Here is a 23,305-nt window from a genome sequence, read left to right on the forward strand (position 1 = left end):
TTAGAGTTTCAGTCAAGTGAAACTCAAGTTGCAGCCGAGTGAGACCTAAGTTGTAGCCCTTAGAACTGTCCTTAAACCCTTTCCAAGGGCTTTGCTCATTACGTGGTAAGCCCCTGTTTGGTTCTTACTCGGCATGTTGTCAGTTATCAGTTACCTTCCTTTTGCCCGTAACCACCTCCGTAATCAAGCTCTGCTTATACTCTTGTAGAAGGTCTATTTGGTGTTGGGCGTTGGAGATAGAGGTATCTATGGTAGCACATTTGTGGTCGAGGTAAGAGGCGATAGCGGCTTGCTCTTCTGCCATTGCTAAAGGAACTTTAATCTCATCAATAGTAGTTTTTGTTAACTGATTGATGGTTGTTGTAGAGAAATAGCCCTTGTATTGACCTATTGCTGTTTGAAAGAGATAGAATCCATACTTCTTTTCAATATTAGGAATATATCTCATCATAAAAGCTCCAAATGTCGCATTAAGTTCTTTATCAACAAAAGCAGATTTCCCTACTAATGCTGCACTACCATTCCTCGAACAGATTATAATATCACCCTTATTCACCAATAAATCTCTTGAAACTTTACTAACATAGACATTATCCTCAAAGGACAAGGAGGAATTCTGAATATTAGATGAACGTAATACCAAGATACCATTATCTACAACATCCTTAGGAGAATATGTCAAGCCATTACCAAACGTACCTGTAAACTTTAAAGGCATCACCTCCCAATGCTTTGGCACATCTCCTATCCACTCAACTCCCGACTGTTTCATTTCGACATTAGGGTTCAGTCCTTTCGTTACAGCATGAGTGATAACACTCTGTTTCAGTTCTTGGAGTAGAGCAATACGCTTTTGTTGAATAGAAATGAGGTTATCTATCTTTGCACAGTGTGTATCAAGATAGGTTGCAATAAAGACTTGTTCGTAATAAGGTGGCACAGGAAGAGTCTGTAATTCTAAATTTGATTGACTTAATTTAGGTTGTGCAGAACCTGTAATAAAAGTTGAGTAATCAGCAGCCTCTAATGTGTAGTACATATATCCATAATCGACATTCTTCATAGGTTTTAATATATGTGCGTGGTTATTTACCCAAAACTTTCCTTCTGCCTTATATATTAATGGTAGATTCCTAAATACGAGATTAGCTCCATCCTCTCCTATTAAGAGAACCCTATCATCAACATTATAATAATCAATCTTGTCTATTACACCAGATGCACCATAGTATTCATATTGAGGATTAGTTCGTTCTCTTTTATCCGCAGATATTGGTTCGCGAAGATTATCCAAATTATAAAACAACCATTTTAGCTGCTTCACCTCCCAATGCTTCGGCACATCCCCAATCCATGCCACTCCACTATCCTTATACTCATCGTATTTTTTCATACGTCTTAGTCCTCCTTTAGCTGTGAGAGTTCGTTGTTGAGTGCACTGTCTAATGTTGCCAATTCTGAAAGGATTTCTTCGCTACTGCGCAAAGGGCGATACTTATAAAAAAGTCGGGTGAAAGGGAACTCACAACCTACCTTGTCTTTATCACGCTCCATCCACGCATCGGGCGCAAAAGGTAGCACCTCACGACGGAAGTAGTCGTCGATATCTTCCTTCATTGGTATCTTCTCGGTATCGTTCAGATTGGTATCAGCAACCCGCTCACCACTGTTCTTAATAGGGTCGTCGAACACTTCGGGGGCATCCTCTGCTACTCTGCCAAACACATCACGCAACTGTTTCTTCTGTGCCTTGGTAGTCTTCACGTGATTCTCTTTCAAGAACACAAAGAACTCGTGGTCGCTACGCTGCTCGTCCACACCGTCTATTGCTGCCACCTCTTGCAAGATAAGGTTCTTCTTGTCGTCTGCCTTAAAGTCATCGTTACTGCATAAAGCCTCATACGTAGCACGGATATTACTAAACCACAGGCGCAACGGACGTCGTACTGCCACGTTGGTATAAAGGAAGTCATCGTAGTCCATGAGCTTCGCAATCTCTAAGTGTTCCGTCTCGCCTGTCTTGTCGTAGACAATGTCACGGCAGCAAGGCTCGTAAGCCTTATAGATACTAATGATGTCGTGCGTTCCCTCCTCGCTTATCTCAAATCGTTTCTTACCTAAGTTCTTCTGAAGTAAGGTGGTAAACTCGCTATGGGCAGCATCAACAAAGAGCACTTTGCGATAGCGTTCAGCTGGTCGTTTGTTATCAAGTATCCACAGATAGGTGGTGATGTCAGTACCGTAGAAGAGATTCTTAGGCAGGGCTATGATAGCATCGAGCAAGTTACGGTCGAGCAACATCTTACGAATATTGCTCCATCCCGTCCCTGCATCACCATTAAAGAGGGGCGATCCATTGAGAACAATGCCTATGCGTGACCCAGCTTCACTATCCATCTTAGCGATCATGTGCTGCAGGAAGAGCAATGAACCATCCGACGTAGAAGGCAGTCCCGCCTCGAAACGTCCGCCAGGACGGTTGTCTTGCATCACTATACTCTTTACCTTTGTGTCCTTACCCCAGTCTACACCAAAGGGAGGGTTAGCCAACATGAAGTTAAAATGCTTACCAAAGAGCTTGTCATCAGCCAAGGTGTCGCCCTGATAGAGCTGCTGATCAAGGTTCTGATCGTCGCCTTTCATGAGTAGGTCCGCCTTACAGATAGCGTATGTCTTCTGGCTAAGTTCCTGTCCATAAAGGAACACTTGTAGATGCTTGTTCTGTGCCATCTCTTGTAGATGCTCGCGCCCTACGGTGAGCATACCACCCGTACCACAACAGGGATCATAAATGGTGAAAGCCCTACCAGGGACAAACAGCTCTTCTTCCTTCCCCGACATGGTCAGTGCCACCAAGAGTTTAACAATCTCACGTGGCGTATAGAACTGACCAGCCTTCGTGTTCGTTGACTCCTTCGAACGACGGATAACAATCTCGAAGATTGTTCCCATCATCGCATTACTCACCCTGTCTGGATGCAAGTCGGCTTTCTCAACAAACTGAAGGACAACGGCAAAGAGCTTATTGCCACGCTCAAGACGAGCGTATATCTTCGATAGGTCGACAATGCCACTGTCGCCATCTTCGTGTACAAAGTTAGCAAGAATGTCCTTCACATTGGATGTAAAGCCCTCTATATAGGTCTTAAAGGCATCGCCAATCTGGTCGGGAGAGTTAAGTAACTTCTTTAGTGAAAGACCTGACATATTAAAGAAAGTAAGTCCATTCTGCCTCATCAACGACTGTAACTTATACTTTCTCATCTCCTCTGGAGTTTCGTTTAGCGTGTTGAGTATCGTCTCGTACTTATCCTCAAGCACACAATCAAGTCTTCGGAGCAGGGTGAAAGGTAAGATAACATCCTCCACCTCAGAATCATCATAGTAGTTACGAATAACCTCTTTGATGTCCCATATCACATTAGCTAATTCTTGTTCTGTCATATATATTTGTTCTTTTATTTCTTATCTGATGCAAAGTTAATGATTATCTGTGCAGTCTTCGTGCATTGATAGATATTTCTGCAAATTATCTTTTAGCTTGTCTCTTATCTCGTTGCGTAACCATTCGGGGGAGAGCACCTCAACATCGGGGATGAAGGAGAGGATTTGTTGGGATAATTCACGGTTGGGTTTCACATGGATACTGACTGTGTTGGGCTCGGACAACACACGCTGTGAGGAGTGGATGGGCTTCGAAAGGACGTATGGGAAACGCTGGGGCGAGAATCGCAAGACGACCTCTTCGGTGGCTACATCACCGTAAGGAACCGACACACCGATGACGTCATCGAAGTAAGATGCGAAATCGGTTGTGGCGTTCTCAACGAAGGGTTTAGTGCTACTGGCGTAGCTTTCGATACGGTCTAAGGCGTAGCTTTCTATCCTCCCCTTCTCATCATTCAGCCCAAAGAGGAACCAACGACCATTGTATTGCTTGACATAATAGGGATAGACCACGATGTTTCGCTTCTCACCCCAGTAGGATTGATAAGCTATCTCGAGCGTCTGATGATTGATTGTAGCATCGATAATGCCTGCCAAATGCTCTAATCCTTTGAGCATATCATTCTGTTCGAAGGCGATAAGGTTCTCGGAGTTGGCTTTAACCCCGAAGCGATATTCCAAGTTAGAGATGACTTCTTCCAGCCAAGCATTGGTTGGTATGCCACGATAACGGCTGAGCATATCGATCGTTGAACGGAGGTTAGCCACCTCCTCTGTGGTCAGCTCGTTATTAAAGATAGAATAGTCGGGATCAGAATAATGATAATAACACTTCTTTCCGTCGTATTGCCGTGCGCGGATCGGTGCATGATAAGGGCTCAAACGCAGGTTGGCAATGTCCTCACGTATCTGTCTCAGACTGATGTTATAGCCCAACTTCTCACTAACAAAGTCGACTAAATCATCTATATTAAACCTCCGATGCTTATTACTGAAACACTGATCCAAGATTTGATAGCGCAGGTAGGCATTCTTGTTTACTGGCATTGCAATGATAATTATTGGTAGAGTAACTTTTACTTTGCTTAGTTATATTACCCACAAAGTTAAGTTTTTTTAATGAAGAATCATCCTTTTTCCGCTATAAATCCTTGTTCAAGGATGAACAATGTTTTTTCATCAAAATCAAAGTTATAGGTTAGCAAAACAACTGACCTATTTGAGTTATTACTCCATTGTTCCACTCGTCTTGCCTCATGCCTTATCTCCCCTTTCTCAAAGAGAATCCTTTTGTGCGTATGTGTAACCTACCCATTGGGATTACATAGGTTACGGTAGAGAACTCGTTATAGGTTAAGATTCTTCTTGGTCACATAGAATAAAGATAACCTAAAAGGCAGAACTCCTTACTTGGAGTTCTGCCTTAAATTATATCTATCCGAAGTTGTCGTACATGATTGCATCCTGATCAACACCGATGCTGTCAAGATAATCAGTAACAGTCTTGATAAGCATTGGAGGTCCACAGAGGTAGTACTCACAATCCTCTGGTGCCTCGTGATCCTTTAGATACTCATCACGGATACAGTTTACTGCAAAACCAGTGTAATACTTCACACCAGCCTCATCAGCCTTAGGGTCTGGACGGTCAAGAGAGAGGTGGAAATGGAAGTTAGGATATTCCTTCTCAAGCTCCCAGAAGTCCTCAAGGAAGAATGCCTCACTGAGTGAACGCGCACCATAGAAGAAGTGCATCTCACGATCGCAAGTGTGGAGGGTCTTTGTCATGTGCATAATCTGCGCACGCAAAGGAGCCATACCAGCACCACCACCAATCCAAATCATCTCCTTACCAGAAGTGAAGTTAGGATGGAAGTCGCCATAAGGACCGCTCATCATCACCTTATCACCCTCCTTAAGAGAGAAGATGTAAGTAGAACCGATACCAGTTGGTACGTTCTGGAAACCAACCTGCGGACGTGGCAGGAATGGAGGTGTTGCAATACGAACAGTCAATGTGATGATATCACCCTCAGCTGGATAGTTCGCCATAGAGTAAGCACGAACAGTTGGCTCAGGGTTCTTTCCCTTCAGAGAAAGAAGGTTAAACTGCTTCCAAGGACCGAGGTATTCCTCACCGATATCGTTCTTATCGAAGTCCTTATCATAGTCGATACAGTCGTAGGCAGGGATAGAAATCTGTGCATAAGAGCCAGGGATGAAGTCCATGTGTTCGCCTGGAGGCAAGGCAACCTTGAACTCCTTGATAAAGCTGGACACGTTCTTGTTAGAGATAACAGTACACTCCCACTCCTTAACGCCCATGACAGACTCAGGAACCTTGAGTGACATATCACCCTTCACCTTACATTGACATCCGAGACGCCAATGATCTTTAACATCCTTACGGCTAAAGTGAGGACGCTCTGAATCGAGAATCTCACCGCCACCTTCTACTACCTGCAACTTACACTGGCCACAGCTACCCTTACCACCACAAGCAGAAGGGAGGAACACACCGTTCTCATTCAGCGTAGACAGAACTGAGCTACCCTGATCGACGGTCATCTCCTTATCATCGTTAATTGTTATCTTTACCTTTCCGCTTGGACTGAGATACTTCTTAGACACAAGCAAGAGAATCACCAACACAAGGATGGTGATAAGGAATACCACAATACTTATTGTTATGAATTGTCCCATTGTTTACTTAGATTTTAAGACCTGAGAAGCACATCATTGCCATTGCCATCAGTCCTACTGTAATAAATGTGATGCCAAGACCCTGCAAAGGCTTTGGTACATCAGAATATTCCATCTTCTCACGAATAGCACCCATTGCCACGATAGCCAATGTCCAGCCAAGACCAGAACCTGTACCATAGACAAGTGCGTCCCATACAGTACCAATATACTGTGTGCTTGCTGGATCAAGACCGATACGCTGCTGCATAAAGAGTGAAGCACCCATGATAGCACAGTTAACGGCAATCAGCGGAAGGAAGATACCCAACGCACCATAAAGTGAAGGTGAGAACTTCTCAACAGCCATCTCCACAATCTGTACGATACCAGCAATGACAGCGATAAAGAGAATGAAACTAAGATAAGTAAGGTCAACACCCTCTGCAAGACAGTCTGGACCGAGGACCTTAGTCAGCAAAAGATAGTTGATTGGTGTGGTAACAAGCAACACGAATGTTACGGCCACACCAAGACCCAATGAAGTCTTTACGCTCTTAGATACCGCAAGGTATGAACACATACCGAGGAAGAACGCAAATATCATATTGTCCACAAAGATGGACCGGAAGAATAAACTAATAAGATGTTCCATAATTACTTCTTGTCTTCTTTATAGAAATATGCACGATGAACCCAAATAACACAACCGAGAAGGATGAGTGCCATTGCTGGCATTGACATCATTCCGTTGTCCATATAACCTGCATCATAGAGGCTTTGTGGGAGAATCTTGAAACCGAGCAATGAGCCACGACCAAAGAACTCACGAACAGCACCTACAACAACAAGTATCATAGCGTAACCCAAACCGTTGCCGACACCATCAAGGAAACTTGGCCAAGGCTTGTTTGTCATAGCAAAAGCCTCAAGACGTCCCATAAGGATACAGTTGGTAATGATAAGTCCTACGTAAACAGAAAGCTCTACACTCACGTCGTAAGCTACAGCCTTGAGAATCTGACTAACAACTGTTACCAGAGCAGCAACAACCACCAACTGTACGATAATACGAATACGGTTAGGGATTGTGTTACGGATAAGTGAAATAATAACATTAGAGAATGCCGTGATAATGGTAACGGCAAGTCCCATAACAATCGCCGGCTTCAGCTGTGAAGTTACGGCAAGGGCAGAACAGATACCGAGCACCTGGACCATAATTGGGTTGTCCAGATTCAGCGGATTGCTGAACACCTCTCTATTTTGTTTTGAGAATAAATCCATATTCTTATTGTTCTAAAGATTAGAATATTATTTGCTGTTCAGGAATTTAACATAAGGCTGAAGTCCACCCTTGTCTGCATGGAACATCTCTGTTACACCATTACTGGTAAGTGTTGCACCTGTTACGGCATCTACCTGCGTAGATGGGTCTTCGATTTTCTTTTCAACAGCAAGTGCTATCTTCTGAGTATCGTTTCCACTAAAGAGATGCTTACCCTTGAACAAATCCTGCCATGCCTTGTTGTCTTTGATTTCAGCACCGAGACCAGCAGTCTCACTCTCGTGGTTAAAGTAAGCACCAAAGACGGTTCTCTTATCACCATTGATAGCAATGAAACCATTGATAGGTCCCCAAAGACCATTACCATAAACAGGGATAACATACTTATCCTCACCGTTCACCTTGCAACGGAACAAAGCGAGTTTGCCTTCCTTGGCATCCTTACTATTCAACTTAAAGCCGGCATCAACGCCACCCTGCTTTCCAGCCTCAACGACCTTACCATCTGCATTGATGATGTCATCTGCCACGATAATCTGCTTCCAAAGCTTAACAGCCTCCTCATTGCTCATATCACGATTCTGATTGAGTGCAAAGAGAATCTGCTTCTGCTGATCAAGCTGTACATTAGCATCCTGCATTGGCTTCAATGCTTGGAATACGAATGCAAGCAAAAAGGCTACAATCAACACGAGGATGACAGAATAGATAATTGTATAAGAATTACTATTTGTTTTCATTTCTTCGTCCTCCTTATTTATTTAGCACGCTTTGCGCGCTTGCTGATGTTTGACTGAACTACACAGTAGTCGATGAGTGGGGCGAACATATTACCAAAGAGGATGGCAAGCATCATACCCTCTGGATAACCTGGGTTCAACACACGGATGATGATAGCCATCGCACCGATGAAGAAACCATATACCCACTTACCTGTCTCTGTACGTGCTGAGGTTACTGGGTCGGTTGCCATGAATACTGCACCGAAGCAGAAACCACCTAAGACGAGGTGTTCATACCACTGAATTGGTGTTGCACCAGTTGAATGGAAGATAAGTCCCATCACGGTTCCACCAAGGAATACGCTCAACATTGTCTTCCAGCTGGCGATGTTTGTCCAAAGAAGGATTACAGCACCGATAGCGATAGCGATGACAGATGTCTCACCCACAGAACCAGGGATAAGACCTAATACCATATCACATACAGATGCATTCACACTTGTTCCCTGTGCAATCTCACCCAATGGGGTTGCCATAGTGAAACCGTCAGGCAAGGTATAGCCGAGACCTAAGATAGAATCCTTTGCTACCCAGATGCTATCACCTGTCATCTTACTTGGATAAGAGAAGAAGAGGAAGGCACGTGCAGCCAAGGCAACGTTAAAGATATTCATACCTGTTCCACCGAAGATTTCCTTCGTGAAGATGACAGCAAAGGCTACTGCAAGCACAAGAATCCAAAGTGGTGTGGTTACAGGAATAATCAATGGTATCAGAATACCTGACACAAGATAACCTTCTTGAATCTCCTCACCTTTCCACTGTGCCCAAGCAAACTCAATACCTAAGCCGACAATGTAAGACACAAGAATCTTTGGCAACAGGGCAAGCATACCATAGAGGAACATTCCCCAGCAGGTAGCATCAGCCAACTTACCAGCTGCTAAAGCGTTCTGATAGCCGATATTGTACATACCGAAGAGCATCGCTGGTACCAATGAAAGTACCACCAAACTCATAATTCGCTTCGAGTCAATTGCATCATGGATAGAAGTTCCGCTCTTTGATGTCTCGTTAGGAACATAAAGGAACGTCTCGAAACCATCGTAGACACTCTTGAAAGCGTGAAGCTTTCCGCCCTCCTCAAAGTTTGGGCGTATCTTATCGAGATAATTTCTTAAACTCATAATACTTTTATTATAGGGTTCTTAAAGTCCAAAAAATCAGTTTCCAAATTGTTACAAAGCTTTTGTAATGCTATTACAAGTTAGCTGTAATGTTATTACAAGCCTTTTGTAATGTTACTACAAAGCATTTGTAATGCACTCATCAAGCATGGTTTACATCCTTTTACGTCTATAACAGCTGATGGGATTATCATTAATAACACGTTGAGAAACCTTATTTAAAACTATAGTTAAAGTTATTGTGGGCTTTTGACCCCTATGCATTCTCTTTTCTAAGGATATCTAATCCCTCACGAACAATCTTCTGCAATGGTAATTTTGAACTATCGACAAACTCTGCAAGAGCGAAGTCTTCAGGACTTACTTCATAAATACCCAATTCTTCTTGACGGTCAATATTACCTGAGATAATTGATTTTACGAGATACTCACCATAGATATCCATGGGTAAGACCTTATCATACTCTCCGCTCATAATCATGTGACGTTCACCACCTTTTATACGAGCATCAAGGTCATAAGTCTTCTTTCCTTGCAACCAAGTGAAGTAACTACGTGAGGTTGAGAAATCTTTGAAACGAGGAAGCATCCAACCGAAGATTTCATGTACATCATCACCCTCTGGAATCAATGTTACCTCAGAAGTATGTGCTCCAAGTACAGCCTCTTCAGACGCAACAACACCTGTAAGAGGATTACCATTTAGAACTCTCACATGGCAACCATCAGCAATATTATCTGCCAAAATATCCTTCAAAGGAGTACCTACAAGAGCATCAACATATCCCGTCTGTTTCACCTTACTACCTGCAATGGCTACACGACGCATAAGAGAAACCTTACCAGTGTTGAATAATCGGCCAAAGAAAATAACAGCAGTAGGATCTACTGTCCACACGATTTCGCCCTTATTAACAGGAGAAATATTGTTCACTTGCACACCAACATTACCAGCTGGACATGGCCCATCAAAGACATTTACGTTAACATCCTTAGCGTTCACTAAAGCATTAGCTGATTGTTTCGCGCCAATACCGAGATAAACAGTTGCTATCTTAGACAGCGCTGTTAAACCCGTTTGGAAGTCCTTCTCCTGTCCTTTCAATTCAAATTCAAAGTCGCCCTGCAATGGTTTATCACGAAGAGCAGAAACAAAGATCGCCTTTGGTTCCGTGTCTGGTCGAGTTGAAACAGCATAAGGTAACTGATTGATATAACCAAACAAACCCGCTTTTAACAAAGAACTTTTCACCTCTTCAGCAGATAAGTTATCTACTTGCTTAACACCGAAGTCTGTAAATTCTTGTTGATTATCAGCTTCGATTTTCACACGCAGCACTTTACGTCTCGCTCCACGTTCAATGGCCGAAACTATACCGCTCACAGGTGAAGCAAAACCTACATCAGGGCAACCCTTGTCCACAAACAGTGAGTCGCCAGCTCGAACATGTTCACCCTCACGAACTACAACTTTCGGCGTTAAACCTATAAAATCATCCGGCACCAATGCGTACTCCTTAGATGATTTTACAGACAACATCTGCTCTTGTGCACGTCCTGTAAGGTTAATGTCTAAGCCCTTTCGTAACTTAATTACATTTGCCATAACAATTATATAAATGCGATATTATCTTATTTCATTCATGAATATTGTGCAAATGTAGCAAAATTTAAGGAGATTAGGAACATTTATATGTATTTATTTCAGCGCAAAATGTTTTTTTAGTAGTTTTGCAAATGCATTGAAGAAGCTTAGAACCACTTTCCGATGGATTATATGGACTTTAGTTAGTCTTTATATTGTCTTGATTGTATTGTTGCACATCCCAACAATACAAACTTTTGTTGCGCATAGAGTAGCAGATGCTGCTTCAACAAAGCTAGGAACAGAAGTTCGTATTGGGCGTATAGACCTCGGCGTTTTAAATAGGTTTATCCTCGATGATATTCTTATTTATGATCAAAATAAAAAGAAGATGGTTTCGGTCTCTCGTATTGGCGCAAAAATTGATATTATGCCATTACTCCGTAGTGGAGATATTAATATCTCTTCTGCACAGATTTTTGGATTAGACGCCAACTTATACAAAAAAGATAAGGATGCCAAGCCTAACTTTCAATTTGTCTTAGATTCTTTAGCTTCTAAGGATAATAGTAAGAAAACCCCATTACACCTAGCCATTAATAGCCTTGTCATCCGTAATGGCAAAATTAAATATGACATATTAGATGCACCCCAAACGCCCAATAAGTTCAACATTAACCATCTTTTGTTAAGCAGTATATCCTCACACATCATTGTGAACAAGCTGGATAATAACTCTCTTTGGGCTAATCTCAAATCCTTATCCTTTAACGATGCTTCTGGAATAAGCGTCAAACAACTTACATTTGAAACAAAGATAGACCAACACCAAGGTTTTATCAATGATTTTAGCCTCATATTACCTAATAGCCATGTGAAGTTAAAACAATTATCTACTCATTACCAATTAGAAAATAAGAAACTAATAAATAAAAGTTTAAAATATTCTATTAAAGGATTTAAGGCAGACTTAACTCCTTCTGATTTTGCACCTTTCACAGATGACTTGAGAAGCCTTCATACAAACTATTCCACTGTTTTGGAGGCAAAAGGCACATACGATGATGTCAGAATTGGACTTTTATCCATAAAGAATGAAGATTTATCAACATTATTACACGCTAAAGGTTGGGTTAATAATTTACACCATAGACCTAATTGGAAATTCTCTCTTAATCCGATAACAATAAACAATGCGACATTAAAAACCATTGCAAAACTTCTACATCAAGCAATCCCTTCAACACTTAACAATCTTGGTGATATTTACTATAAAGGTTCCGTATCCTCTATTGGAGGAAATCTTAATGCACATGGAACATTAAGAAGTAGTGCTGGAGAAGTACGATTAACAGCCAATGTTTATGGTAAAAACATTCGCGCGAAAGTAAATACATCTAACTTTAATCTTGGGCGAGTACTAGCTAATCCTGACTTTGGAACGATTAGTACAAATATCTTCGTTGATGGGAAAACTAACCTTTCATATATATTAGCAAAGGGTGACATCTTTTCTTTTGAATATAAAGGATATAACTATAAAAATGTTCATCTCAACAGCTTATATAAGGAGGATGCCTTTATAGGAGATTTATCTATCAATGATCCTAATGGAAAGTTAGCGATTAAAGGAAAAGCCTATAACATCTTAGCATTCATCAAAAAGAGAGAAAGATTGTCGGCAGATATATCTATCAATGCACAAGGAGTTAATCTTGCCGCATTACATTTGACCAACACACTAGGCAATAGAACGTTTTCATTTAAAAGCCAAATTAAAGGGTCTGGTTCTAATATTAACAATATAATAGGAACGTTGGATGTCTCTCAGTTCATGCTCAATGGAGACAAAGAAAATATAAATCTTGACCACATCAATGTGGTCATGAACAATGGACTTATTACCAAATCTTTAAAAGCAAAGACCGACTTTGGAGAGATTGATATTAATGGACAATATAATTACCAATCACTTCCTCAGAGTATTATCTCCGCATTAGGACATTATCTTCCAAGTATTGTCAACCAGCATCCCAACTACCACATGGTAAAGGATCGGAATGCTTATACGTTCTCTTTGAAGCTTAATAATACGCAATTAATCAATCAATTACTTAAGACTTCTATCATTTCTCCCTACCCCATTGTAGCTAGCGGTGCTATAAATGAAGGACGAAATGAAATAAAGTTATCTCTTGATGCAGCAGATCTTACCTATGCTGGGCAACAATTACAAAACTTATCTATTGATATTTCTACGCTTTCAGAAGGTCTATTAGTTCGATTATCTGGAGAAAGAAAGGGTGCTAAAGGACCACACATTATAGTTAAAGCAGAAGGACTCATTAAGAACAATACAATTAGCTCAGATGTAAATTTCCAAATTCCTGGGCACACTGCATTGTCTGGAGATATCAATAGTATTGTGGAATTTACTCATCACAATGGTGATTTGGAGACACAATTACACTTCAACCCTTCTAAGATTAATATTGATACTATCACATTAAATGTTCTTCCATCTGACTTATCTTATAGGCGAAACAACCTTAACATCAGTCATTTTGAAATATCTAATCGCAACCAACATCTTATTGCGAATGGTGTTACGTCAGGTAATATGAACGATTCCATCACTATAAAGTTCAAAGAAATAGACGTACCCTATATTCTAGACCTTGCTAATTTCCATAGCGTAGAGTTTTCTGGTACAGCCTCTGGCACAGCCTCTATCAAATCTTTCTTCCATCAACCTAAGATGGAAGCTAACCTCGAAGTGCACAATTTCAAGTTTGAGAAGGGAGATATGGGAACACTCTACGCCAATGTAAACTACGATAAGGAAGGTAAAATCGGTATAGATGCACATGCGGATACTAACGATGGGGCATTAACAGAAATCAAAGGATATGTGGATATAAAAAATAGTTATATCAACCTTCCTATTTACGCACACAACACACATTTATCATTCCTCAAGACCTTCTGTGATTCTTTCATGGATAAAATAAAACTTAGAGCTAACGGGTGGTGCAAGGTTGTTGGTCCGCTAAGCGATGTAAATCTTGAGGGTGATATGGAGGCTAATGGCAATGTTTATATCAAACCGACAGGGACAACATACGATTTAATGCGGGGACGCATACGCATCATACCAAATGAAATCATCTTTGCCAACGACACTATTACTGATTCTTATGGGCATATCGGCATTGTTACAGGAGGGTTACATCACAATAGTTTGAGGCACCTAACCTATGATATAAATGTCGAAGCACAGAATCTTCTTGCTTACAACTTCCCCAAACATCTGGGCAAAGAGTCTTTCTGGGGCATCGTATATGCTACAGGTAATTGTCACATAAAGGGTGGTCCAGGCACAACGACATTGGATGTTGAAATGAAGCCTTGCAAGAATACATTCATTACTTACAATGCCGCTACAACCAATGACGCTGGAACAAACAACTTTATCCATTGGTTAAATACACCAAAGGACAGTATAGAAAGTATCTCTTCAGAGACCAATGAGACACTATCAGTACCGACAAAGATGGTTTCATCACCACGTCATATATCAAAATCGGGATTTGCAAACATACCTAGTGACTTGCACATGAATTTCATCTTGAAGACTAACCCTAACCTAACATTAGGCGTCTTAATGGATGAAACGACTGGTGATAACATCAAACTTAATGGTTCTGGTATTATTCGAGCCACCTACTATAATAAGGGAGCATTCCAGCTCTTTGGTAATTATAATGTAGATTACGGACAATATAACCTCACCATCCAGAATATTATTAAGAAGCAGTTCATATTCCAACAAGGTTCTACTATCGCTTTTGGTGGCGATCCATTCAACGCAGCATTAGATTTGAAAGGTGTCTACACAATTAACTCCGTACCATTGAGCGATTTGGGACTTGGCAATTCTTTCAGCTCAAACAACACGAAAGTGAATTGCCTTCTAGATATAAATGGCACGCCTGGTGCACCTTCCGTCAGCTTCGGACTCGATCTCCCGACCCTATCTTCAGATGCACAACAAATGGTACGTTCTGTATTAAACTCTGAACAAGAACTGAACCAGCAGGTACTTTACTTACTTGCAGTCGGACGCTTCTACCCACAGAGTAACAATAATAGTACCGCACAAGGCAATAGAACTCCAAGTGGCGCTTCGCTCGCTATGCAAAGTCTTTTATCAGGAACTCTCTCTCAGCAAATAAACACAGTGTTGTCCAATGTGATAAACACCAACAACTGGAACTTCGGAGCAAATATTGCTACAGGTAATGAGGGATTCGATAATGCTGAATATGAAGGAACATTATCAGGTAGCATGCTTAACAACCGACTCTTATTCAACGGACAATTCGGTTATCGTGATAATGTAGCGAAGAATAATTCCTCCTTTATCGGAGACTTTGATATTCGTTATCTCTTATCACCTAATGGAAATATTGCATTCCGATTCTATAATCAGACAAATGACCGATACTTCACACGCAATTCTCTCACAACACAAGGAATAGGTCTTATCTTGAAGAAAGACTTCAATAAGCTAAGTGATATTTGGAAGAAGAAGAAGAAAAAGACAAAAAAACGTAGTCAAAAACTCTGATATTCAGAATATTATTAGTAACTTTGCACCGATTTGGGTGTATTATACCCATTTCATACAAGGTAATATAAAGTCAAACTTTATTAATTAAATTATTTTTTAAACACTTTATGACAAATTTCAAAGACGTCCAGAATGTACAGCCTTTAGCTGACTTCAACTGGGATGAGTTCGAAAATGGTTCACAATCCGTAGCTAGTAAGGATGACCTTACAAAGGCTTACAACGAAACTCTTAACAAGATCCAGGAACACCAAGTAGTTGAAGGTACTGTTATTTCAGTTGACAAGAAGGAAGTAGTTGTTAACATCGGCTACAAGAGCGATGGTATTATCCCTGCTTCTGAATTCCGTTACAACCCAGATCTCAAACCTGGTGATAAGGTAGAGGTTTATGTAGAGAGCCAAGAAGACAAGCGTGGTCAGCTTGTTCTTTCTCACAAGAAAGCCCGTCTCCAGAAGAGCTGGGAGAATATCAACAAGGCTTTGGAAAACGATGAAGTTATCCAGGGTTACATCAAGAGCCGCACTAAGGGTGGTATGATTGTTGACGTATTCGGTATTGAGGCATTCCTTCCAGGCAGCCAGATTGACGTTCATCCTATACGTGACTACGACGTATTCGTTGGTAAGACAATGGAGTTCAAGGTCGTTAAGATCAACCAAGAGTTCCGTAATGTAGTCGTATCACACAAGGCACTTATCGAGGCAGAGCTTGAAGCTCAACGTAAGGAGATTATCTCTCACTTGGAGAAAGGTCAGATCCTCGAGGGTACCGTTAAGAACATCACCTCTTATGGTGTATTCGTTGACCTCGGTGGTGTTGACGGACTCGTACACATCACAGACCTATCTTGGGGTCGCGTAAGTGATCCTCATGAGGTTGTTGCTCTCGACCAGAAGATTAACGTTGTTATCCTCGACTTCGATGAGGAGAAGAAGCGTATCGCTCTCGGTCTCAAGCAGCTCACTCAGCACCCTTGGGATTCTTTGGATCCTAACCTCAAGGTTGGCGACCACGTTAAGGGTAAGGTAGTTGTTATGGCTGACTACGGTGCATTCGTAGAGATTCAGCCAGGCGTAGAGGGCTTGATCCACGTTTCAGAGATGAGCTGGAGCCAGCACTTGCGTTCTGCACAGGAGTTCATGAAGGTTGGTGACGAGGTTGAGGCAGTTATCCTCACACTCGACCGCGACGAGCGTAAGATGTCTCTCGGTATCAAGCAGCTCAAGGAAGACCCATGGGAGGCTATCGAGGTTAAGTATCCAGTAGGCTCTAAGCACACTGCAAAGGTTCGCAACTTCACTAACTTCGGTATCTTCGTAGAGCTCGAGGAAGGTGTTGACGGTCTTATCCACATCAGCGACCTCTCTTGGACTAAGAAGGTTAAGCACCCATCTGAGTTCACATCACAGGGTTCTGAGATTGAGGTTGTTGTTCTCGAAATCGATAAGGAGAATCGTCGCTTGAGCCTCGGCCACAAGCAGCTCGAGTCTAATCCTTGGGATGAGTACGAGGCAATCTACACTCCAGGTTCAATCCACGAGGGTAAGATTACCGAGTCTATGGACAAGGGTGCTGTTATCACTCTCAGCGAGGGTGGTGAGGGCTTCGCTACTCCAAAGCACCTTGTTAAGCAGGACGGTACACAGGCTCAGCTTGGTGAGGTTCTCCCATTCATGGTAATCGAATTCGTTAAGGACACTAAGCGCATCATCCTCTCTCACTCTCGTACATTCGAGGAGGTGAAGGAAGAGCCACGTCGCCAGCGTCCAGCAGCTCCAGGCAAGCCAAAGGGTGACGCTGCTGCTATCAACAACGTTGCTGCAGGTACATCTCTCGGTGACCTCGGTGTTCTCGCTGACTTGAAGAAGAAGATGGAAGGTGGCAAGTAATTTGCGCACTAAAATCTAACATAAATAAAAAGAGTATCAAGTTTTCTTGGTACTCTTTTTTTATTCTCTTAGCTCTTTTTTGATTAGAACACCTATTCATATATAGGACTATCGTAATTGCATATCGGCTGTGCACTACAACGGAGCCTTATCTTTACCAATCTTGTTCTTATGTGAAACGAAAAGAATGTACGCTCACAAATACCAGCTCACTCCCTAATTGTTAATTAAGAAACTGCTTGAAACTTTCCATTAAATTCAGTATCTTTGCAAAAAAAACAAAATGCAGGAAAATAACAATCAAACTTTATGGCAGATAATTAAGAGTTATTTCAATGTCTTACCTGACAAAGACGGCGAAAAATATGTTATTAAACAAATAACTAATGGCATCAACTTTCAAGGTTCTAATCTCTGGATACTTATCTTTGCCGTATTTATTGCATCCTTAGGCTTAAATGTCAATTCAACAGCAGTAATTATTGGTGCTATGCTCATCTCTCCACTGATGGGACCAATCATCGGTATGGGATTAGCTCTTGGAATTGCTGACTTGGACTTGTTCAAACAGTCCATAAAAAACTATTTGGTAAGTACGTTCATTAGCGTTGTTACTGCAGCAATCTACTTTACACTTTCACCTATCACGGATGCTCAATCCGAACTCTTAGCACGCACATCGCCTACACTTTATGACGTATTGATAGCTCTTTTTGGTGGTGCTGCTGGATTCTTAGCTATGTCAACAAAAGGAAGAAACAACGTGGTGCCGGGTGTTGCCATTGCCACAGCCTTAATGCCACCCCTTTGTACAGCAGGTTATGGACTTGCCGTACAAAACACATCCTACTTCCTTGGGGCATTTTACCTTTATTTCATCAATACTGTTTTCATTGCTTTTACAACCTGTCTTGGTGTACGCTTTCTGCATTTTCATAGAAAGCAGTTTATCAATCGTGAACAAATGAGACGAGTAAATTTTTACATCGTCAGCATTATCATTATCACAATTATCCCTGCAAGCTACATGACATGGAACATCATTAAGCAAAGTGTATTTGAAAATAACATAGAGAATTTCGTTACAAAGGAACTTAATTATAGCGGAACAAACATTCTCTCACACCAATACGACCTAAAAACCAAAACCCTCCATGTGGTAGCGGTGGGCAATCCGATATCAACTGATTCGATAGCTAAAGCACAAAAAACGATGACTAATTATCAGCTTGATGGCTACGTACTAAAGGTGATACAAGGATCTAACTCTGATAGCTTATTACTCCTACAGCACAAGAATAAAGGTCAGTTGATGGTAGGAGAAAAAAATACGGCTGAATGGCAAGAACTTGCATATAACAACGATGTGCTAAAGAAGGAACTAACTTCTTATACACGTTATCCAGTACTTGCTAACGACATGAAAGAAGAACTTAAAGTCGTATGCCCCTCGGCTAAGAGTATTATGCTTTCAAAAGCATCTGAGTCTTTCGTTGATTCTGCTTCAATTAAAAATCATATCGTGGCTATAGTCAAAACAAACAAGCCTCTTGCCAAAGACAACAGAAAACAGCTATATGACTGGCTTAAAGTGAAAGTAAAATCCGACAGCCTTGAATTAATTATTTTACCATAATAGTAGTATTATGCAAGAGTAAAAAATACCAAACCATCACGGGTTTGGTTTTTTTTATACTTACATACATAAACAAAAACTTTAAAATTGAATGTAGAAGATAGTTATATAGACTTGACTTTTTTTGTAAAAATTGTATTGCTATCAAGTAAACATTGTTTTTAAAAGCACTGATAGTGATTTTTATTAATATATAAAATATTATCACAATAACCATGGAAAATGTTATTCTTTATAAAATTACCACACAATTCTCACATCAATATTGCTTATATCAAATTTACTTGTTATATTTACAACGACGGCATATTTTAAACTAATTAAAACATATCTAAGACTATGTCGAAAATTGGAAGCATTTTATTAGGAGTAGCAGCTGGAACAGTTGCAGGTATAGGTGTACTTTTTGTACTTGACAAGGATAAAACCTTATGTAAAAAAGAATTCTATAGGCGATAAAGTTGATGAACTAAAAGACCAAATAGATAGTCTTACAAGAAAAATGCGTGATAAATCAATGGAGTTAAAAGGCACTTTAGAAGAAAAGGTTGACAATCTTTTATCAGATTCAGACAGTAAACCTGAAGACCTTGTTAAACTATTAGAAAAGAAATTAGCGTCATTGAAAGAAAAAGTTAAGAAATAACTTAGTCAATTAGTGCCCTTAAAATAAATTACTTTGCAGATAACAATATAGAGTAAACACGCATTAGCTAAACGCTATATTAGTTACACATAGTAAATCATAGAAGAAAGGTCATAGATAGTTCTGCGTAAATTCCATTATCAAAAAGAGTCAACAACTTATCTTAAAGCACACAACAGATTTCAAAAAAAACATTACAAACTCAATAGACTATCTCACTTTAAAAGAAAGGAAAATTCATCCTTTTAGCATCTTTACAACAATCTGTTTATCAAGTTATTACAAAATAGCAGCGTAAGATAATTATAAAAATATATCTGTCTGAAAATAAAGAAGTTACCTTGCTGATGCAACAAAACTGGTAACGATTTAGAAACGAGCGAGCTACTTGGCTTCGCTGTTTTCTGCCTAACAAAGAACGCTTGTTATTCTGTCTGCAAAGATAATATTTTGTTACCGAAGAACAAGCGTTTTGGATGAAATATACCTATAATTTTTATCTTTCTATCAACTATATGAGATTATAGAATCTGTTACAAACCGAAATTAGAAACAGATCGTTTTATCATAAAAGCGAAAAAATAAATATTTTTTTGGCACCATAATTGCTATTTTGCTTTTAAATATGCTGTTATTGCACCGTAGCGGAATCGGAAGGACACCGTAAGCAAAACTATCAACTAAAAATTATTGATATGAGAAAAGAAATTCATATCGTTTCTAATCCAGACGGAGGGTGGGACGCAAAGCGACCAAATGCAGACAGAGCCTCAAAACACTTTGAAACAAAGAAGGAGGCAATGGACTGGGGACGTGATCTTGCCAAGAAAGAAGGGGCAGAACTTATTCCTCATGGAAAGGATGGTAAGATTCAGAATCCTAATAGTTATGGTAATGACTCTTGCCCTCCAAAAGACAGGAAACATTAACGTCATCTAAGAAGACAGGGAGTGTCAAATTGGCACTCCCTACTAGTTTATCACCATGAAACAAAAGAGCCTATCAACTGCATCATAGTCTTCGTCCTCTCTTTTTCTTGTTAGTTTGGAATCTGAGCTTGCGTTGCCATGCTGCTTCTGCATAATCTTCGCAATGTGCTGCTGGGGTTATCATTCCGCCCAGTCCCTCCACCAAATCATCGGCTGTGCTAATGGCTGTATCTGCCACTTCTCTTACAATCTGTGAGATTTGTAGAGAATCCTTAGTTGGTTGTGGACTGTATGAACGGCTTGGGGGTACGAGCTGATAGTCTGAATTCTTTGCATCTGTATGCTCTGCCGAATTATGTATTTCTTGAGCAGGTGCATTGGTCTTGACTTTCTGACTTGCCTCGAAATTCTTCTGCAAGGAACGATAACCAAACACCCTGCCGACTTCCGAAGCCTTGAACGTATGTTCTCCGTATGAGAACTTTAAGCCATAAACATTACCTTGCTTGTTCTTCATACGCTCTATAATAATGCCGTTTTTGTTCAATTCATAAAGGAACATGGAGTGTCCCGTGATACCTGTTCCTTTGTACTTGTCAAGCAGGGCATAACAAACATTCTGTACTTGATGCTTTGTTTGCTCTCTCGTAGGATTGGCTTTTGCCTTTTGGTATTTCCTTTCCGCCTTAACCTCTTTTGCAATAGTCAAACCTTTCTCTCTGCTTATTTCCTCCGCCACTCTCGCTGCCCTGTTGCTCACAAAAGTGGTATCATAGACTTCTCCATAAAGGCTGATACGGTTGGCAATGATGTGAATGTGTCTATTATCGGTGTCCTTGTGCGTTACCGCCACCCATTGATGGTTGTCAAGTCCCATTCGCTTGGCAAACAAATGGGCTATCCGCATCAGTTCGGACACGGGCAGTCTTTCCTCGTCTTGTGGTGCGATACCTATTTCGATACGGAGAAACTTGTTCCTGCAACGGCTGTTATAGTCGCTGACCACTTTCATTTCCTCATAGATAGTCTTTGGATCTCTGCTGCAAAGATTGTGGAAGGCAAGCCGATAGCCGAGCTTGCCCTCTCTGAAGATATAGTCCAGAGCCGTGCTGCCATGCGCTATCGCCTTACATTTTCCTATCATCTCTTGTTAGATTTAAGACCTTATATATCTCATCGTTCACATGAAAATGGGGGTCGTAAAATCGCTTAAATGCCTCTTTGGCACATAGCGAAAGGTTCTGTGTAATATGTACCCATCTCTCATCTTTTACTTTGATGAGGTTAGAAATCTGCCCGTAGAACCGTCCTGTATGCTGAAGTATACAAATGGCTTCCCTTTCATTGTCGGTCATCTTGGGAACGGCTGCCACCTCTCCACTTAGGAGTATCTCACGGCAGTAATCGGAGAACTTACGCCCCGCACTTTCCGCCTTTGACTTAATACGCTGCTTTTCCTCTAAGGTGCATCTTACCTTGATGAACTCTGTCTTATTCATCTTCTGCTCTTCTTTATTCTGTTGCTGCCATTTAGCAGTCTTTCCTTTGCGTCTGTTCATATAAGCCTCTTTGAAAGTTAATCATTATAGATGATTCATTGTCTCTTAATTCTTGAATGCTGACCGATGAGAACGGAGTGATTACGGTCTAATCTCCCCGACAGTCCGACGAGGGGAGCAAGAGCAGTTTGTGGGTACAAACTGACGTCTTGCAATGCTACCGAACAAACCATTTACGCTTAAAACGTTTTATAGCTTAAAAACGAATGCCGTGCATTCTATGACTAACTGCGTTCGTGGCATTCTCATAGAGAACTACGCCGAAGAAGAAAAGGTAGACCCTTTTAGCAAAAAAGGTAGACCTATTTGCTCGAAAAGGTAGACCTATTTTGAAGAAAGGGTAGACCTTTTTCCAGAAAACCGTCTACCTTTTCTTACGGCTTACAGTCTTCTCCATTTCTCTATGTCTTCACCATATTCCTCCAGATGCTGACGCACGATGTTCTCAACAAAGCTTGAAAGGTTGCTGCCCCTGTCGCCTAATCTACGCACAATAAAGTCGGCACGTTCCTGTGTCTCCCTGCTCAGATAGACAGCCTTACGATTGTTTAACTTAGTCGGCACAAGATAGGCTTGCTTGTAGGCTTCGAGTGTTTTCTTTCTCATCTTGGCACTGATACGTCTTTGAACAGTTGCACTCTCAGTGTTCCGTGCAGGGTCGGAGTGCATGGTATTCTCTGTGTCCTGCTTGTTTGTTGGTCTTTCTCTTTCAGGAACCGCAGTCGCTTCTTGTGAAGTAGATTCGTCCTCTGCTTCATCTTCCACGCCCAAGAACCATGAAAGGTCTTTGTCGCTCATCATAGTTTTCTTTTCCATTTCTATTTCATTTTAAGTTTGACTTGTTTTGATTTCTTGTTTTGTCCTGTAATTGATATGTGTGTCTGTTCCTGCGCTTTCCGTTTCTGCTGCTCACGGGCACGGCTGACATGATATTCGTTGAGATCCTTGAAGTCTTTGTAATGTATGTTCATGTCCTCAACATGGAAGCCTGCCTTTATGAAATCTTGAACAGCCCTCCGTCCTGCTTCGTCATTGTCAAGGAAGGAACGGATATGGGTGAGGTGTCGGTCATTCAAATAGCGGATAGTCCTTGCCACGT

At 41.0% G+C, this 23,305-nt stretch carries 18 protein-coding genes; 5 read left to right on the forward strand and 13 right to left on the reverse strand.

Features of this window, described 5'->3' with window-relative positions; genetic code table 11:
• Positions 1-139: 139 nt before the first annotated feature.
• The 9 genes from F0475_RS03170 to F0475_RS03210 all read right to left on the reverse strand — a co-directional run bounded on the left by F0475_RS03170 (position 140) and on the right by F0475_RS03210 (position 10,932).
• On the reverse strand, positions 140-1,393 hold the full coding sequence (locus F0475_RS03170) for a restriction endonuclease subunit S (RefSeq protein ID WP_155715324.1): 1,254 nt from the start codon (positions 1,391-1,393) through the stop codon (positions 140-142).
• A gap of 5 nt (positions 1,394-1,398) precedes the next feature.
• Positions 1,399-3,444, reverse strand: a complete 2,046-nt coding sequence (locus F0475_RS03175; protein WP_155715325.1) for a type I restriction-modification system subunit M — start codon at positions 3,442-3,444, stop codon at positions 1,399-1,401.
• Between the two features lie 36 nt (positions 3,445-3,480).
• Positions 3,481-4,494, reverse strand: coding sequence for a helix-turn-helix transcriptional regulator (locus F0475_RS03180; protein ID WP_155715326.1), 1,014 nt, complete (start codon positions 4,492-4,494; stop codon positions 3,481-3,483).
• A 387-nt stretch (positions 4,495-4,881) separates the two neighbouring features.
• Complete coding sequence (gene nqrF, locus F0475_RS03185; RefSeq protein WP_155715327.1) at positions 4,882-6,150, reverse strand: NADH:ubiquinone reductase (Na(+)-transporting) subunit F; 1,269 nt, start codon at positions 6,148-6,150, stop codon at positions 4,882-4,884.
• Positions 6,151-6,157: 7 nt separating this feature from the next.
• Positions 6,158-6,784 carry an NADH:ubiquinone reductase (Na(+)-transporting) subunit E gene (gene nqrE, locus F0475_RS03190; RefSeq protein ID WP_004360385.1) on the reverse strand — a complete coding sequence of 209 codons (627 nt, stop codon included), beginning with the start codon at positions 6,782-6,784 and terminating at the stop codon, positions 6,158-6,160.
• 2 nt (positions 6,785-6,786) lie between these two features.
• Positions 6,787-7,416 (reverse strand): NADH:ubiquinone reductase (Na(+)-transporting) subunit D, encoded by a 630-nt coding sequence (locus F0475_RS03195; protein ID WP_004360386.1) that lies wholly within the window; start codon positions 7,414-7,416, stop codon positions 6,787-6,789.
• 27 nt (positions 7,417-7,443) lie between these two features.
• Positions 7,444-8,157, reverse strand: coding sequence for an NADH:ubiquinone reductase (Na(+)-transporting) subunit C (nqrC, locus tag F0475_RS03200; protein WP_155715328.1), 714 nt, complete (start codon positions 8,155-8,157; stop codon positions 7,444-7,446).
• 17 nt (positions 8,158-8,174) lie between these two features.
• Positions 8,175-9,326 carry an NADH:ubiquinone reductase (Na(+)-transporting) subunit B gene (locus F0475_RS03205; RefSeq protein WP_036923861.1) on the reverse strand — a complete coding sequence of 384 codons (1,152 nt, stop codon included), beginning with the start codon at positions 9,324-9,326 and terminating at the stop codon, positions 8,175-8,177.
• A gap of 256 nt (positions 9,327-9,582) precedes the next feature.
• Positions 9,583-10,932, reverse strand: a complete 1,350-nt coding sequence (locus F0475_RS03210) for a Na(+)-translocating NADH-quinone reductase subunit A (RefSeq protein ID WP_009434659.1) — start codon at positions 10,930-10,932, stop codon at positions 9,583-9,585.
• 136 nt (positions 10,933-11,068) lie between these two features.
• On the opposite strand from F0475_RS03210, the gene F0475_RS03215 reads away from it, so the two are divergent.
• The 5 genes from F0475_RS03215 to F0475_RS03235 all read left to right on the forward strand — a co-directional run bounded on the left by F0475_RS03215 (position 11,069) and on the right by F0475_RS03235 (position 20,647).
• A complete protein-coding gene (locus tag F0475_RS03215) occupies positions 11,069-15,541 on the forward strand; it encodes a translocation/assembly module TamB domain-containing protein (RefSeq protein ID WP_155715329.1) in 4,473 nt (1,490 codons plus the stop codon).
• 110 nt (positions 15,542-15,651) lie between these two features.
• Complete coding sequence (gene rpsA, locus F0475_RS03220) at positions 15,652-17,436, forward strand: 30S ribosomal protein S1 (protein ID WP_155715330.1); 1,785 nt, start codon at positions 15,652-15,654, stop codon at positions 17,434-17,436.
• Between the two features lie 283 nt (positions 17,437-17,719).
• Positions 17,720-19,072 (forward strand): TIGR00341 family protein, encoded by a 1,353-nt coding sequence (locus tag F0475_RS03225; RefSeq protein WP_155715331.1) that lies wholly within the window; start codon positions 17,720-17,722, stop codon positions 19,070-19,072.
• Positions 19,073-19,484: 412 nt separating this feature from the next.
• Positions 19,485-19,718, forward strand: a complete 234-nt coding sequence (locus F0475_RS03230) for a YtxH domain-containing protein (RefSeq protein WP_234422940.1) — start codon at positions 19,485-19,487, stop codon at positions 19,716-19,718.
• 695 nt (positions 19,719-20,413) lie between these two features.
• Complete coding sequence (locus tag F0475_RS03235) at positions 20,414-20,647, forward strand: DUF2188 domain-containing protein (RefSeq protein WP_099836866.1); 234 nt, start codon at positions 20,414-20,416, stop codon at positions 20,645-20,647.
• Positions 20,648-20,729: 82 nt separating this feature from the next.
• Here the strand turns inward: F0475_RS03235 and F0475_RS03240 are convergent, their stop codons facing one another.
• The 4 genes from F0475_RS03240 to F0475_RS03255 all read right to left on the reverse strand — a co-directional run.
• Positions 20,730-21,791, reverse strand: coding sequence for a relaxase/mobilization nuclease domain-containing protein (locus F0475_RS03240; protein ID WP_155715332.1), 1,062 nt, complete (start codon positions 21,789-21,791; stop codon positions 20,730-20,732).
• On the reverse strand, positions 21,775-22,206 hold the full coding sequence (locus tag F0475_RS03245; RefSeq protein ID WP_155715333.1) for a plasmid mobilization protein: 432 nt from the start codon (positions 22,204-22,206) through the stop codon (positions 21,775-21,777). The genes F0475_RS03240 and F0475_RS03245 overlap by 17 nt, the downstream gene beginning before the upstream one ends.
• 381 nt (positions 22,207-22,587) lie before the next feature.
• Entirely contained in the window at positions 22,588-23,022 is a 435-nt protein-coding gene (locus F0475_RS03250) for a DUF3408 domain-containing protein (protein ID WP_155715334.1), read from the reverse strand.
• Between the two features lie 2 nt (positions 23,023-23,024).
• A partial coding sequence (locus F0475_RS03255; RefSeq protein WP_199879775.1) for a toprim domain-containing protein occupies positions 23,025-23,305 on the reverse strand: 281 nt, incomplete at its 5' end.

This window comes from Prevotella vespertina, from assembly GCF_009728485.1.
In the GTDB taxonomy this organism is placed as follows: Bacteria; Bacteroidota; Bacteroidia; order Bacteroidales; family Bacteroidaceae; genus Prevotella; species Prevotella vespertina.